The 14,216-nt window shown below is 71.7% G+C and carries 15 protein-coding genes; 2 read left to right on the top strand and 13 right to left on the bottom strand.

Going from position 1 to position 14,216, the window contains the following annotated elements; genetic code table 11:
- Positions 1-95 precede the first annotated feature (95 nt).
- From GLX25_RS06505 to hrcA, 10 genes are all read right to left on the bottom strand, one after another.
- Positions 96-764 (bottom strand): response regulator, encoded by a 669-nt coding sequence (locus GLX25_RS06505; RefSeq protein WP_155841475.1) that lies wholly within the window; start codon positions 762-764, stop codon positions 96-98.
- Positions 761-1,966 carry a sensor histidine kinase gene (locus GLX25_RS06500; RefSeq protein WP_166548531.1) on the bottom strand — a complete coding sequence of 402 codons (1,206 nt, stop codon included), beginning with the start codon at positions 1,964-1,966 and terminating at the stop codon, positions 761-763. The genes GLX25_RS06505 and GLX25_RS06500 overlap by 4 nt, the downstream gene beginning before the upstream one ends.
- Positions 1,967-2,084: 118 nt before the next feature.
- A complete protein-coding gene (gene era, locus GLX25_RS06495; RefSeq protein WP_155841474.1) occupies positions 2,085-2,978 on the bottom strand; it encodes a GTPase Era in 894 nt (297 codons plus the stop codon).
- Entirely contained in the window at positions 2,975-4,294 is a 1,320-nt protein-coding gene (locus tag GLX25_RS06490; protein WP_155841473.1) for a hemolysin family protein, read from the bottom strand. The genes era and GLX25_RS06490 overlap by 4 nt, the downstream gene beginning before the upstream one ends.
- A gap of 2 nt (positions 4,295-4,296) precedes the next feature.
- Positions 4,297-4,758, bottom strand: a complete 462-nt coding sequence (gene ybeY / locus GLX25_RS06485) for an rRNA maturation RNase YbeY (RefSeq protein WP_166548530.1) — start codon at positions 4,756-4,758, stop codon at positions 4,297-4,299.
- The gene (locus tag GLX25_RS06480) at positions 4,755-5,789 is read right to left on the bottom strand and encodes a PhoH family protein (RefSeq protein ID WP_155841528.1); all 1,035 of its coding nucleotides are present in this window, start codon (positions 5,787-5,789) and stop codon (positions 4,755-4,757) included. The genes ybeY and GLX25_RS06480 overlap by 4 nt, the downstream gene beginning before the upstream one ends.
- A 76-nt stretch (positions 5,790-5,865) precedes the next feature.
- Positions 5,866-6,222 carry a histidine triad nucleotide-binding protein gene (locus GLX25_RS06475; protein WP_155841472.1) on the bottom strand — a complete coding sequence of 119 codons (357 nt, stop codon included), beginning with the start codon at positions 6,220-6,222 and terminating at the stop codon, positions 5,866-5,868.
- 24 nt (positions 6,223-6,246) lie between these two features.
- Positions 6,247-6,981, bottom strand: coding sequence for a 16S rRNA (uracil(1498)-N(3))-methyltransferase (locus GLX25_RS06470; RefSeq protein WP_155841471.1), 735 nt, complete (start codon positions 6,979-6,981; stop codon positions 6,247-6,249).
- 19 nt (positions 6,982-7,000) lie between these two features.
- Positions 7,001-8,104: a molecular chaperone DnaJ gene (dnaJ, locus tag GLX25_RS06465; protein WP_166548529.1), complete on the bottom strand. Its 1,104-nt coding sequence runs from the start codon at positions 8,102-8,104 to the stop codon at positions 7,001-7,003.
- Positions 8,105-8,161: 57 nt separating this feature from the next.
- Positions 8,162-9,181, bottom strand: a complete 1,020-nt coding sequence (gene hrcA / locus GLX25_RS06460) for a heat-inducible transcriptional repressor HrcA (protein WP_155841470.1) — start codon at positions 9,179-9,181, stop codon at positions 8,162-8,164.
- Between the two features lie 203 nt (positions 9,182-9,384).
- On the opposite strand from hrcA, the gene GLX25_RS06455 reads away from it, so the two are divergent.
- Together GLX25_RS06455 and GLX25_RS06450 are read left to right on the top strand one after the other, a co-directional pair.
- On the top strand, positions 9,385-9,798 hold the full coding sequence (locus tag GLX25_RS06455; RefSeq protein WP_155841469.1) for a DUF4870 domain-containing protein: 414 nt from the start codon (positions 9,385-9,387) through the stop codon (positions 9,796-9,798).
- 113 nt (positions 9,799-9,911) lie between these two features.
- Positions 9,912-10,358, top strand: a complete 447-nt coding sequence (locus tag GLX25_RS06450) for a DUF4870 domain-containing protein (RefSeq protein ID WP_155841468.1) — start codon at positions 9,912-9,914, stop codon at positions 10,356-10,358.
- 19 nt (positions 10,359-10,377) lie between these two features.
- On the opposite strand, the gene hemW is transcribed toward GLX25_RS06450, so the two are convergent.
- The 3 genes from hemW to lepA are packed head-to-tail and all read right to left on the bottom strand — an operon-like array spanning position 10,378 to position 14,143.
- Positions 10,378-11,613: a radical SAM family heme chaperone HemW gene (hemW, locus tag GLX25_RS06445; RefSeq protein ID WP_155841467.1), complete on the bottom strand. Its 1,236-nt coding sequence runs from the start codon at positions 11,611-11,613 to the stop codon at positions 10,378-10,380.
- The gene (locus tag GLX25_RS06440; RefSeq protein ID WP_155841466.1) at positions 11,613-12,263 is read right to left on the bottom strand and encodes a DUF1990 family protein; all 651 of its coding nucleotides are present in this window, start codon (positions 12,261-12,263) and stop codon (positions 11,613-11,615) included. The genes hemW and GLX25_RS06440 overlap by 1 nt, the downstream gene beginning before the upstream one ends.
- An 8-nt stretch (positions 12,264-12,271) precedes the next feature.
- Positions 12,272-14,143: a translation elongation factor 4 gene (gene lepA / locus GLX25_RS06435; protein WP_155841465.1), complete on the bottom strand. Its 1,872-nt coding sequence runs from the start codon at positions 14,141-14,143 to the stop codon at positions 12,272-12,274.
- Positions 14,144-14,216 lie beyond the last annotated feature (73 nt).

The following is a 14,216-nucleotide window of genomic DNA, read 5'->3' as shown; positions in this document are numbered from 1 at the left end:
TCGCCGACGCTACGGACGGGACTCCGCGGCCCGCGTCCGCCGATCGTCGCGCCGGCGTCATCCGCTGGGATGACCCCGGCTGCGCGGCGACCCCCTCAGCCGGCCGGCAGGTCGTGCTCGTACGCGAACACGACGAGCTGCACCCGATCGCGCAGGCCGAGCTTTCCGAGTACGCGGCTGAGGTGGGTCTTCACCGTGGCCTCGCCGAGGAACTCGGCCGCCGCGATCTCGGCGTTCGAGAGCCCCTTCGCGGCCAGCGCGAAGATCTCGCGCTCGCGCGGTGTCAGGTCGTCCCACGCCGGTGGGGCCGGGCGCCGTCCGCTGCCGCGCGACGCGTGCGCGATGAGGTCGCGCGTCGCGTTCGCCGCGATGACCGCGTTGCCGCGGTGCACCGTGCGGATGGCGGCGAGCAGGAACTCCGGGTCCGCGTCCTTCAGCACGAAGCCGCTCGCGCCCGCGCGGATGGCGCGCGCGGCGTTCTCGTCGAGGTCGAACGTCGTCAGCACGAGCACGCGCGGCGGCTCCCGACCCTCGTGCGCCGCCTCGGCCAGGATCCGCTCGGTCGCGGCGATGCCGTCGAGCTGCGGCATCCGCACGTCCATGAGCATCACGTCGGGACGGCTCCGTGCCGCGAGCGCGACCGCGGCACGGCCATCGGCGGCGTCGCCGGCGAAGACGAGGTCGTCCTGCGACTCGACGAGCATCCGGATCCCGGCCCGGAACAGCGCCTGGTCGTCGACGAGCGCGACGCGGATGGCGCTCATGCCGCCGCCTGCGCGGGGATGCGCGCCGTCACGACGAAACGCCCGTCGGACGCCTCCGCGCCGAACGATCCGCCCGCGAGCTCGGCGCGCTCGCGCATGCCGGGGATGCCGTGCCGCAGAGCTGCCGACCGGTCGCGCGGGTCGCCCTCGCCGTCGCCCTCGGCGGCTCGGTGCAACGCGTTCTCGACGCGGATCGCGACACCGTCGGCGTCCCAGTCGAGCTCGAGCAGCACGGGCGCGCCCGGGTCGCCGTGCCGGAGCGCGTTCGTGAGCCCTTCCTGCACGATGCGGTACGCGGCGATCTGGTGGCCGGCGCCGAGCGCGACCCGTTCGCCGCGCTCCGTCCGTCGCACGTCGAGGCCGGCCGAGCGGACCTGCTCGACCAGGTCGTCGAGGTCGTCGAGCGCCGGCTGCGGCGACGTGCCCTCGCGGTGCCGGAGCTCGCCGAGGAGCATCCGCACGTCGCCGAGCGCGTCGCGCGCCACGCCCGAGATGGTCTGCAGGGCCTCGGATGCCGCCTCCGGGCGCGTCCGCGCCGCGAAGCGCGCGCCATCGGCCTGCGCGATGACGACCGCGAGCGAGTGCGCGACGACGTCGTGCATGTCGCGCGCGATGCGCGAGCGCTCCTGCTCGACCACGTACCGGTACTCGGCGTGCTCCCGCTCACGGCGATCGAACTCCGCGCGTCGCCGTTGCTCGCGCGCGTCGCGCACGGTGCGCACCAGGAGACCGATCGTCCACGCGAGCACGAGCCCGGCCAGGGCCGCGCCGAACAGCAGCGCGGTCCACGCGAGCGTCGCGAGGGCCTCGGAGGTCGCGACACCGGCGAACCCGTCGACGAACGGCTTCACGAGCGCGAGGTACACCGCCGCGAGGACCGCGCCCGCGCCCGCCGACCCGAGGCCCCACCAGCGGACGGCGGGCGAGCCGTGCGCCGAGGTCGAGTAGACGACGACGAACACCGCGACATCCGCCGGCTGCAGGTCGCGCAGCAGCAGCATCTGCACGCACGCCGCGACCCACGCGACCACGAGCGACGCACCGGGCGCGACGCGCCGGATCGCGAGCGCCGCGGCGAACAGGACGGAGACGATCACGTCGGGCCAGCCGCCGACGAGCGCGAACAGCGAGCACGCCGCGAGGAACAGGGCGGCCAGGACGCCGTCGACGATGAGGGTCGTCCGCCGGCTCGAGGTGATCACCGCATCACGCTACGCCCTCGACGCGTCGCCGATCCGGAGTCGGCGGCGAAGTCATCCGATCGGCTGACGCAGCGGCGCGGGCGAGGGCCGCATGCCGCTCCGTCGACGCGGGCGCGGCTCAGAACCCGAGCCGCCCGAGCTGCTTCGGATCGCGCTGCCAGTCCTTCGCGACCTTGACGTGCAGTGCGAGGTAGACCCGGCGCCCCAGCAGCGCCTCGATCTGGCCGCGTGCGCGTTCGCCCACCTCGCGGAGACGGGCACCGCCCTTGCCGATGATGATGCCCTTCTGGCTGTCGCGCTCGACGTACAGGTTCGCGTAGACCTCGAGCAGGTCCTTGTCCTCGCGCTCGATCATGTCGTCGACCGTCACCGCGATCGAGTGCGGCAGCTCGTCGGACACGCCCTCGAGCGCCGCCTCGCGGACGAACTCGGCGATCCGCTCGGCCGTGTCCTCGTCGGTCGTGGTCTCCGCCGGGTAGAGCGGATGCTCCGACTGGGGCATCAGCTGCAGCAGCTCGTCGACCAGCACGTCGAGCTGCTCGCCCCTCGGCGCGGAGACCGGGATGATCGCGTCCCACTCGCGCAGCTGCGAGACCGCGAGCAGCTGCTGGGCGACCCTCGCCTTGCCCGCGGCATCCGTCTTGGTGACGATCGCGACCTTCTTCGCGCGCGGGTACTGGTCGAGCTGCTCGTTGATGAACCGATCGCCAGGGCCGATGGCCTCATCGGCGGGAACGCAGAATCCGATCACGTCGACGTCCCCGAGCGTGGACTGCACGAGCGAGTTCAGGCGCTCGCCGAGCAGCGTGCGCGGCCGGTGCAGCCCCGGGGTGTCGACCACGATGAGCTGGCCGTACGAGCGGTGCACGATGCCGCGGATGGCACGCCTCGTCGTCTGCGGCTTCGAGCTCGTGATCGCGACCTTCTCGCCGACGAGCGCGTTCGTGAGCGTGGACTTGCCGACGTTCGGGCGCCCCACGAAGGAGACGAAGCCGGCGCGGTAATCGGTCATGGGCGGATCCCCTCGTGGGTGGCCGGCTCGTCGTCGGCGAAGGCCGCACGGACGTCGATGAGGGCCTGGTCGGCCTCGACGAGGATCGTCGCGATGCGCTTGCGGCGACCCTCGGTGCGCTCGGCCTCGAGGAGGAGGCCGCTGACGCTCACGCGGTCGCCGCGGAGCGGCAGGCGGCCGAGCTCCTTGGCGAGGAGGCCGCCGACGGAGTCGACGTCCTCGTCCTCCAGGTCGAGGCCGAAGAGCTCGCCGAGCTCGTCGACCGGCAGGCGCGCGTTCACGCGGAATCGACCCTCGCCGAGCTCCTCGACCTGCGCGGCCTCTCGATCGTACTCGTCGGAGATGTCGCCGACGAGCTCCTCGATCAGGTCCTCGAGCGTCGCGAGCCCCGCGATGCCGCCGTACTCGTCGACGACCATCGCGAGGTGGTTCGATTCCAGCTGCATCTGGCGCAGCAGCGCATCGGCGCCCATCGACTCGGGCACGAACACCGCGGGCCGCGCGAGGTCGGCGACGGTCAGCGTCGCGGCGTCGAGCGGGCGCTCGAAGCCGAGCCGGGCGAGGTCGCGCAGGTACAGCACGCCGACGATGTCGTCGGCCTCGCGGTCGATCACCGGGATGCGCGAGTAGCCCTCCTTGAGGAACAGCGCCATCGCCTGGGGAAGGTGGGCGGACGACTCGATCGTCACCATGTCGGTGCGCGGCACCATGACCTCGCGCACCAGCGTGTCGCTGAACTCGAACACCGAGTGGATGAGCTCGCGGTCGGCCTGCTCGAGCACCTCGAGCTCGGTCGCCTCGTCGACGATGCTGAGCAGCTGCTCCTCGCTGGAGACTCCGGCGAACCGGATCCGACCGGGCGTGACGCGGTTGCCGAGCGAGACCAGCGCGTTCGCGAGCGGTCCGAGCAGCAGCCGCACGCCGCGCACCAGCGGCGCGGAGAGACGGAGGACCTTCGCGGCGTGCGCGCGTCCGACGCTCCGCGGGCTCGCGCCGACCAGCACGAACGAGACCGCGGTCATGATGAGCGCCGAGACGAGCAGCACCAGCCACACGTCGTCGAGGAAGAAGGTGAACGCGAGCGTCACGAGCACGGCCGCCGTGGTCTCGGCGAGGATGCGCATGAAGTTGACGGCGTTGACGTGCGCGCCCGTGTCGTCGGCGATGGCGCGCAGGGACCGCTCGGCGCGCGCGCCGACGGAGAGCTCGACGAGGTCGGCGCGAGAGCTCACGCCGATCGCGGAATCGACCGCGGCCATGAGGCCGCCGAACGCGACGAGGACGAAGGCGGCCGCGAGGAAGAGCCAGGGCAGCATGGTCAGCGACGACGCTCCTGCATCGAGAAGCCGACGAGGATGTCGCGCTGGATCCCGAACATCTCCTTCTCCTCGTCGGGCTCGGCGTGGTCGAAGCCGAGCAGGTGGAGGATGCCGTGCGTGGTGAGCAGCAGCAGTTCGTCGAGCAGTGCGTGGCCCGCGGCCTTCGCCTGCGCCTCGGCGACCTGCGGGCAGAGCACGACGTCGCCGAGGAGGCCGGGCGGCGCGGGCTCCTCGGCGGTGCCCGGGCGCAGCTCGTCCATCGGGAAGCTCAGCACGTCCGTCGGTCCGGGCTCGTCCATCCACTGCACGTGCAGCTGCTCCATGGCGCCCTCGTCGACGAGCACGATCGCGAGCTCGGCGTCGGCGTGCACGTGCATCATGTCGAGCGCGTAGACCGCGAGGCGCTGCAGCGCGGACTCGTCGACCTCGATCGACGACTCGTTGTTGATTTCGATGCTCACGGCTGCCTCTTCCTCGGGAGGTGGTCACGGGGGCCCTGAGCACCGCGCCGGTCGGCGCCGCGCCGCTCGGCCCGGTTCGCGAACTCGCGAGCCTGCTCGCGCTCGTACCGCTGCGCCTGCGCGCGCTGGTCGTACTCGGTGTACGCGTCGACGATGCGGCCGACGAGCGTGTGCCGCACCACGTCGTCGCTGGTGAGCCGGGCGAAGTGGATGTCCTCCACGTGGTCGAGGATGCGCGTGACGAGGCGCAGGCCCGACGAACCGCCCGGCAGGTCGACCTGCGTGATGTCGCCGGTGACGACCATCTTGGAGCCGAAGCCGAGGCGGGTGAGGAACATCTTCATCTGCTCGGGCGTCGTGTTCTGCGCCTCGTCGAGGACGACGAAGGAGTCGTTCAGGGTGCGACCGCGCATGTACGCGAGCGGGGCGACCTCGACGGTCCCCGTCGCGAGGAGCTTCGGGACGAGCTCGGGGTCCATCATCTCGTTGAGCGCGTCGTAGAGCGGGCGCAGGTAGGGGTCGATCTTCTCGGTGAGCGTGCCGGGCAGGAACCCGAGCCGCTCCCCCGCCTCGACGGCCGGACGGGTCAGGATGATCCGGTTGACCTCCTTGCGCTGCAGCGCCTGGACGGCCTTCGCCATCGCCAGGTAGGTCTTGCCGGTGCCGGCCGGGCCGATGCCGAACACGATCGTGTGCTCGTCGATCGCGTCGACGTAGGCGCGCTGGCCCTCGGTCTTCGGCCGGATCGACTTGCCCCGGCTGGAGACGATGACCTGTCCGAGCTGCTCGGAGGGGCGGGCATTCGGGTCGGCGTCGAGCATGCGGGCCGAGCTCCTCACTTCGATGGGTGTCGGGTCGCCGCCGCCGCGGACGAGCTCGAGGAGCTCCTCGACGAGGCGGCGGACGCGGATGCGGTCCTCGGCGTCGCCGCGGATGGCGATCTCGTTGCCGCGCACGTGCACGTCGACGCCGGGGTACTCCCGTTCGATCGTCGTGAGGAGGCGGTCCTGCGGCCCGAGGAGCCGGACCATGGCGATGCCGTCGATCTTCAGTCGCTCCTCGTCGGAGCGGACCTCGGATCCGGAGAGCGGGAGGTCCCCCGCGTCGTCAGCCGCCAAGCGATCCCTCCCTGAGGCCGCCCCCGAGGACGTGGGCGTGCACGTGGAACACGGTCTGGCCCGCAGCGGGGCCGGTATTGAAGATGAGGCGGAACTGCCCGTCGGCCAGGTCGTCGGCGATGCCCTTGGCCACCGAGACGAGTTCGGCGAGCAGCTCGGGGTCGTCGGCGGCGAGCTCGACGACGTCGCGGTGCCGCCCGACGCGCGGGGTCACGATCACGTGCACCGGCGCCTGCGGCGAGATGTCGTGGAACGCGATGACGCGATCGGTCTCGGCGACCATCTTCGCCGGGATCTCGCCGGCGGCGATGCGCTCGAAGACCGTGGGCTCAGCCGTTCCGCTCATCCCTCCATCGTAGCGACGGATGGCTCACCACCGCCCGAGCGCGACCGAGAGCACGGCGATCGCGGCAGGGCCCGCCGTCGACGTGCGGAGCACGGAGTCACCGAGCCGAACCGGCTCCGCACCGGCGAGCGTGAGCCGCTCGATCTCGGCCGGGTCCATGCCGCCCTCCGGGCCGACGACGAGCGCGAGGTCGCGGCCGTCGGGGCGGATGCCGCTGAGCGGCGTCTCCGCGCCGGGGACGAGCAGCAGCATCCGCTCGCCCTCGAGCCGCGCGGGAAGCTCGCGCGTCGACGCGACCGGCTCGACCGCGGGGATGCGGGCGCGGAGCGACTGCTTCACGGCCTCGCGCACGATGCTCGCCCAACGGGCGCGTCCCTTCTCGGCCTTCGGCCCCTCCCAGCGCGACACCGACCGGGTCGCCGACCAGGGCACGATGCGGTCGACGCCGAGCTCGGTCGCGGCCTGCACGGCGAGCTCGTCGCGGTCGCCCTTCGCGAGCGCCTGGACGAGCGTGAGCCGGGGCGACGGCTCGGGCTCGTCGCCCACCGATTCGACCTCGACCTCCAGCCGCCGCGGCTCGGCCGCGGTCACCGGACCGTGCACGACGCGGCCGCGGCCGTCGCCGATCGAGACCCGCTCGCCGACGCGCAGGCGCGACACCGTGACCGCGTGCCGTGCCTCGTCGCCCCCGAGCTCGACCGCGTCGCCCTGCCGCACCGAGTCGAGGTCGAGCGTCTCGTCGAGGTAGAGGTGGCTCATCGCGGCATCCGCCCCGCCGTCAGCCCAGGAACCGGTCGCGCAGGCGCGCGAAGAGCCCCTGCTGGAAGTGTCCGAGCTGCGGCGGCTGCGCCTTGCGCTGCTTCGCCAGCTGCTCCACGAGCTCGCGCTCCTTGTGGTTCAGCTTCGTCGGCGTGACGACGTGCACGGCCACCTTGAGGTCGCCGCGGCCGCTGCCGCGGAGGTGCGTGATCCCGCGGTCCTTCACGGTGAGGATCTCGCCCGACTGCACGCCGGGCTTCAGCTCCAGGTCGACGTCGCCGTCGAGCGCGGCGACCTTCGCGGACGTGCCGAGCACGGCGTCCGTCATCTGCACCTCGAGGGTGCACAGCAGGTCGTCGCCGTTGCGGCTGAACACCTCGTGGTTCTTCACCTTGATCTCGAGGTAGAGGTCGCCGTTCGGGCCGCCGGCGGGGCCGGCCTCGCCGGAGCCCGGCATCTGCAGGCGCACGCCCGTGTCGACGCCCGCGGGGACGTCGACGGGGACCGTCCGGCGCGCTCGCACGCGGCCCTGGCCCTGGCAGGTGACGCACGGCGTGGCGATGATCGTGCCGTACCCGCGGCAGGATCCGCAGGGGCTCGAGGTCATCACGTTGCCGAGGAGCGAGCGCACCGCGCGCTGGATGTGGCCGCTGCCGCCGCAGATGTCGCAGGTGACGGGCGAGGTGCCCGGCTTGCAGCACGAGCCGTGGCACGTCTCGCACACGACGGCCGTGTCGACCTCGAGGTCGCGGTGCGTGCCGAAGATGACGTCGTCGAGTCCGACCTCGAGGCGGATCAGCGCGTCCTGGCCGCGTTCGCGCCGGGATCGCGGCCCTCGGCTCGCCTGCCCCGCACCGAAGAACGTCTCGAAGATGTCGCCGAAGCCGCCGAACCCGGCGCCGCCGCCGCCGAACCCGCCCTGGCCGCCGAGGTCGTACTGCTGGCGCTGCTTCGGGTCGGAGAGCACGTCGTACGCGTGCGTGACCTCCTTGAACCGCTCGGATGCCTCGGCGCCGGGGTTCACGTCGGGGTGGAGCTCGCGCGCGAGCCGGCGGTAGGCCTTCTTGATCTCGTCCGGGGAGGCGTCGCGTGCGACGCCGAGGACCTCGTAGTGGTCGGCCACGTGAGGCGGGTTCCTTTCGATTGCCGGTGACGGATGCCGCGGGGCGGCCCGTGCGGTTCAGTTCTCGCCGAGCGTGCGGGAGAGGTAGCGGGCGACCGCGCGGACGGCGGCCATGCTCTGGGAGTAGTCCATGCGGGTGGGGCCGACGACGCCGAGGCGCGACACGTCGCGCCCGGGCACGGCGAACGCGGTCGACACCACGGAGGTGTCGCCGAGCCCGAACGCGGCGTTCTCGCGGCCGATGCGCACGGCGATGCCCTCGTCGGCGGCCATCTCGCCGAAGAGCCTGAGGATGACGACCTGCTCCTCGATGGCCTCCATCACGCCGAGGATGTTCCCGGCGAAGTCCTGCTCGGTGCGCACGAGGTTCGCGGCGCCGGCGACCACGAGGCGGTCGGACCGGGTGATCTTGGCCTGGTCGGCGAGCGTCGCCGCGAGCGTGTGGAGCACCTCGGCGTGGGCGCGGTCGGCGTGCTCGGTCTCGGCGGAGAGGGCCGTCGCGGCATCCGCCATCGTCAGGCCCGCGGCCACCTCGTTCAGCCGGTCGCGGAGGCGCGCGAGCGTCGCCTCGTCGGCGGGCTGGTCGAGCTCGGCGAGCCGCTGCTCGACCTGGCCGCTGTCGGAGATGAGGATGCAGAGCACCCGCGTCGGCGCGAGCGAGACGAGCTCGACGTGCCGCACGCGGGCGCGCGCGAAGCTGGGGTACTGGACCACGGCGAGCTGCCGGGTGAGCTGCGAGACGAGGCGGACCGTGCGGCCGAGCAGTTCGTCGAGGTCGTTCGACTCGCCGAGGAAGGTCTCGATGGCGTGCCGCTGCGTGGCCGAGAGCGGACGGATGTCGGCGAGCCGGTCGACGAACACCCGGTAGCCCTTGTCGGTGGGGATGCGCCCCGACGAGGTGTGCGGCGCCGCGATGAGCTCCTCCTCTTCCAGGAGGGCCATGTCGTTGCGGATCGTCGCGGCGGACACGCCGAACCGGTGGCGTTCGACGATCGACTTGGAGCCCACCGGCTCCCGCGATTCGACGTAGTCCTGCACGATCGCGCGGAGGACCGCGAGACTGCGTTCGGAGACCATGACCCTCGCTTCCCTCGACCGATCGGACCCGGACGACGCGTGCTTGGCACTCCGCCCACGTGACTGCTAATCATATCCCGAGATTCAGGGCGCACACCGTTGCCGGGCGGTCCGCCGCGCCGATAGCGTGTGCATCGTCCCGCACCCCGCGACGCCGTTCCCGGCCGCGGCACGTGCGCTTCCCCACATCGAAAGGCTCCGCCATGACCGACTCCAACCTTCCTCCTCAGGATCCGAACGCCGCTCCGCAGCCGACCCCCTCTGCCCCGCTCTCGCACGAGCAGGACGTCCAGTGGGGCTCGTTCGCCCACCTCGGCGGCATCCTCGGCATCCTGCCGTCGCTCATCATCTGGCTCGTCTTCAAGGACCGCGGTTCGTTCACGAACACCGAGGGCAAGGAGGCGCTGAACTTCCAGATCACGCTCGTGCTCGCCACCGTCGCACTCTGGGTGCTGACGACGATCATCACGGTCGTCACGTTCGGGTTCGGTGCGCTCTTCGGCTTCCTCACCTACCTGCCGTGGATCCTCGGCGTGATCTTCTCGATCATCGCCTTCATGACCGCGAAGGACGGCAACCACTACCGCTACCCCTTCGCCATCCGCCTCATCAAGTAGGTCGCGGGCGAGCCTCCGACGCGCCGGTCGAGCATCCCTCGACCGGCGCGTCGTCGTGTGCCAGCATGAGGGAACGTCCCCTGTCCGGGCGCGACCACAGAGGAGCACGCATCATGTCCGACGCACCACCTCCCACGCCTCCCACGCCGCCCGCCGGCGGCCCGCCGCCGCACCCGCCGGGTGGTCCGACGCCGCCGCCTCCCCCCGGTGACGGGCCCTACCAGCAGAGCCAGCCGCTCAGCCCGGCCGACGAGAAGCTCTGGGCGACGCTGATCCACATCGGCGGCATCCTGTTCGGCTTCCTGCCGGCGCTGATCGGATACCTCGTCCTGAAGGACAAGGGCCCCTTCATCCGCGAGCACACCGCGACGGCGCTGAACTTCCAGATCACGCTGCTCATCGCCTACGTGGTGGGTTCGATCCTCACCTTCGTGATCATCGGCATCTTCCTGCTGCTCGCGGCCTGGATCGCCGCGATCGTGTTCGGCATCATCGCCGCGATCAAGGCGAACAACGGCGAGTACTACGTGTACCCCGTCGCCATCAAGTTCGTCAGCTGATCTCGGTACGCGCTCCGCGCTACTCGAACACCGTCTCCAGCAGGCGCCGCACGACGGCGTCCGCCAGCAACCGCCCTCGCCGGGTCAGCGTCAGCCGCCCGGCGAGGGCGGTTCGCGCGTCGACGAGCCCATCGGCGATCAGGCCGGCGACGGCGTGCCGGCCGCCGGCGTGCAGGCTCGAGACCTCGACGCCCTCGCGGATGCGCGTCGCGAGGAGCACGCGCTCGGTCTCGCGCGTCGCGTGGTCGAGGCTCTCGCGGCCGACCGCGGGCGACACGCCTGCAGCGAGCCGCTCGGCGTACGCCGCGGGGTGCTTGGCGTTCCACCAGCGGACTCCTCCGACATGGCTGTGCGCGCCGGGACCCACGCCCCACCAGTCGTCGCCCCTCCAGTAGCCGAGGTTGTGCCTCGACCGGTGCGCGGCATCCGTCGCCCAGTTCGAGACCTCGTACCACTCGTAGCCCGCTTCGACGAGCATCTCGTCGGCCAGCTCGTACATGTCGGCCGCGAGGTCGTCGTCGACGGCCGCGAGCTCGCCGCGGCGGATCCGCCGGGCGAGCTTCGTGCCGTCCTCGACGATGAGCGCGTAGGCGCTGACGTGGTCGGGCCGCTCGGCGAGCACCGCCCCGAGGCTCGTGCGCCAATCGGCGAGCGATTCCCCCGGCGTGCCGTAGATCAGGTCGAGGCTGACGTCGAGGCCCGCCTCGCGCGCCCAGCCGACGACGAGCGGGATCCGCATCGGGTCGTGGGTCCGGTCGAGCGCCGCGAGGACGTGCGGCACGGCCGACTGCATGCCGAACGAGACGCGCGTGAACCCGCCGTCGGCGAGGCGCCGCAGGTCGTCGGCGTCGACCGAGTCGGGGTTCGCCTCCGTGGTGACCTCGGCGCCGCCGGCGATGCCGAACGCGTCGCGCACCGCGCCGAGCATCCTGACGAGGTCGGCGGCCGGCAGCAGGGTCGGCGTGCCGCCGCCGAAGAACACGGTCGACGCGGGGCCGTCGGGGGCGCCGGATGCCTCGAGCACGTCGCGTGCGAACCGGACCTCGGCCGCGGCCTGGTGGGCGAAGTCCTCCTGCCGGGCGCCGCGCAGCTCCCCCGACGTGTACGTGTTGAAGTCGCAGTAGCCGCACCGCACGCGGCAGAACGGCACGTGCAGGTAGACGCCGAACACGCGGGACGCGGCATCCGTCGTCGCGCTCGCCGGGAGCAGGCCGTCGGCCGGTGCCGGGTCGGCGATCGGCAGGGGTCCGGCCATCAGACCGGGAATGCGGGATGCAGCGCGCGGAGCTCCCGCTTCGTGAGCTCCCGTCGCCGCCGGCGCACGAGCGGTCCGAACACGCGTCGCAGGCCGCCGTTCGGCTCGAACGCCGACCGGATCGTGAGCCACACCGAGTCGTCGTCGCGGTGCTCGAGGATGAACGACTCCTCGCCGTTCTCCGACGCGTCACCGGTGGTGCCGTACGCGAAGCCGATCCGGTTCGGCTCGTCGACGACGTAGACGACGAGCACCGGGGTCGAGCGCGTGCGCAGGCGCCCGCGCCGCCTCAGCGTCGCGGTCATCCCGGCGCTGACGTACGGCGTGCCGTCGGGGCCGAAACGCTGCTCGACGCGGGGCGAGGGCTGCTCGGCGAGCGGTGCTCCGGCCTCGTCGTAGGCGAGGCCCGTGTACTGGGCGCCCGTGCCGGGCGACGGGTCGACCACCGTGAAGCCGGCGCCCTGCTGGATGCCCCACGTCATGAGCGCATCGGCCGAGGCGTCGAAGCGCTCCCGCCCGGAGCCCAGTCGCACCGAGTCCTCCGACGGCGTGAACCCGGCCGGCGGATACCGCAGCAGGTCGGGGTCGAGCGTCGCGCCGATCGCGCCATAGGTCACCGACTGGTCGGTGAACGTGCTTCGCCGGGTCATCGCTCCCCCTACTTCTTGGCGTCCTTCTTCTCGGTCTCCCCGCTCAGGGCGGCGATGAACGCCTCCTGGGGCACCTCGACGCGGCCGACCATCTTCATGCGCTTCTTGCCCTCCTTCTGCTTCTCGAGGAGCTTGCGCTTGCGGGTGATGTCACCGCCGTAGCACTTCGCGAGGACGTCCTTCCGGATGGCGCGGATCGACTCGCGCGCGATGATGCGCGCACCGATCGCCGCCTGGATCGGCACCTCGAACTGCTGCCTCGGGATGAGCTCGCGCAGGCGCCCCGTCATCAGCACGCCGTAGGCGTACGCCTTGTCGCGGTGCACGATCGCGCTGAACGCGTCGACCTGCTCGCCCTGCAGCAGGATGTCGACCTTCACGAGGTCGGCGGCCTGGTCGCCGGCGGGCTCGTAGTCGAGCGATGCGTACCCGGCGGTCTTCGACTTGAGGTTGTCGAAGAAGTCGAAGACGATCTCGCCGAGCGGCATGTTGTAGCGGATCTCGACGCGGTCCTCGCCGAGGTACTCCATGCCGAGGAGCGTCCCCCGACGCGACTGGCAGAGCTCCATGATGGTGCCGACGTAGTCCTTCGGCGCGAGGATCGCGGCCTTCACGATGGGCTCGCGCACCTCGGCGATCTTGCCGCCGGTCGGGAACTCGCTCGGGTTGGTGACCGTGACCGACTTCTTGTCTTCGGTCGTCACCTCGTAGACCACGGACGGCGCGGTCGCGATGATGTCGAGGTCGAACTCGCGGCGGAGCCGCTCGGTGACGATCTCGAGGTGCAGGAGGCCGAGGAACCCGCAGCGGAAGCCGAAGCCGAGCGCGACCGACGTCTCGGGCTCGTACACGAGCGCCGCATCCGACAGCTTGAGCTTGTCGAGCGCCTCGCGCAGCTCGGGGTAGTCGCTGCCGTCGATCGGGTAGAGGCCCGAGAACACCATGGGCAGCGGCTCGGTGTACCCGGCGAGCGGCTCGGCCGCGGGCTTCGCGGCGCTCGTGACCGTGTCGCCGACCTTCGACTGGCGCACGTCCTTCACGCCCGTGATGAGGTAGCCCACCTCGCCGACGCCGAGGCCCTTCGTCGGGGTGGGCTCGGGCGAGCTCACCCCGATCTCGAGGATCTCGTGGGTCGCCTTCGTCGACATCATCTGGATGCGCTCGCGCGGGTTCAGCTGGCCGTCGACCATGCGGACGTAGGTGACGACGCCGCGGTAGCTGTCGTAGACGCTGTCGAAGATCATCGCCCGCGCCGGGGCATCCGCGTTCCCCGTCGGCGCGGGAATGCGCTCGACGACCCGGTCGAGGAGGTCCTCGACGCCCATGCCCGTCTTGCCGGAGACCCGCAGCACGTCGTCGGGCGAGCCGCCGATGAGGTCGGCGAGTTCGCGCGCGTACTTCTCGGGCTCCGCCGCGGGGAGGTCGATCTTGTTCAGCACGGGGATGATCTCGAGGTCGTTCTCGAGCGCGAGGTACAGGTTCGCGAGCGTCTGCGCTTCGATGCCCTGCGCGGCATCCACCAGCAGGATCGCGCCCTCGCACGCGGCGAGCGAGCGGGACACCTCGTAGCTGAAGTCGACGTGCCCGGGGGTGTCGATCATGTTCAGGGCGTACGGCTGCTCCGGTCCCTCGGCCTGTCGAAGGGCCCACGGCATGCGCACGGCCTGGCTCTTGATGGTGATGCCGCGCTCGCGCTCGATGTCCATGCGGTCGAGGTACTGGGCGCGCATGTCGCGCTCCGCGACCACGCCCGTGATCTGCAGCATGCGGTCGGCGAGGGTCGACTTGCCGTGGTCGATGTGCGCGATGATGCAGAAGTTGCGGATCAGCGCGGGATCGGTGGCGGCGGGCACCAGTGGGGCAGCAGCTCTCGGAGACATCCTGTCGATTCTCCCATGCGGGAGATCCTCCTTTCGACGGATGCCGCCCGAGGGCCCCCGGACTACGCTGAAA

It is taken from the genome of Agromyces luteolus, from assembly GCF_009729855.1.
In the GTDB taxonomy this organism is placed as follows: Bacteria; Actinomycetota; Actinomycetes; order Actinomycetales; family Microbacteriaceae; genus Agromyces; species Agromyces luteolus.
Note: the sequence above shows the minus strand (reverse complement) of the source record. Positions and strands in the feature narration are given on the sequence as shown.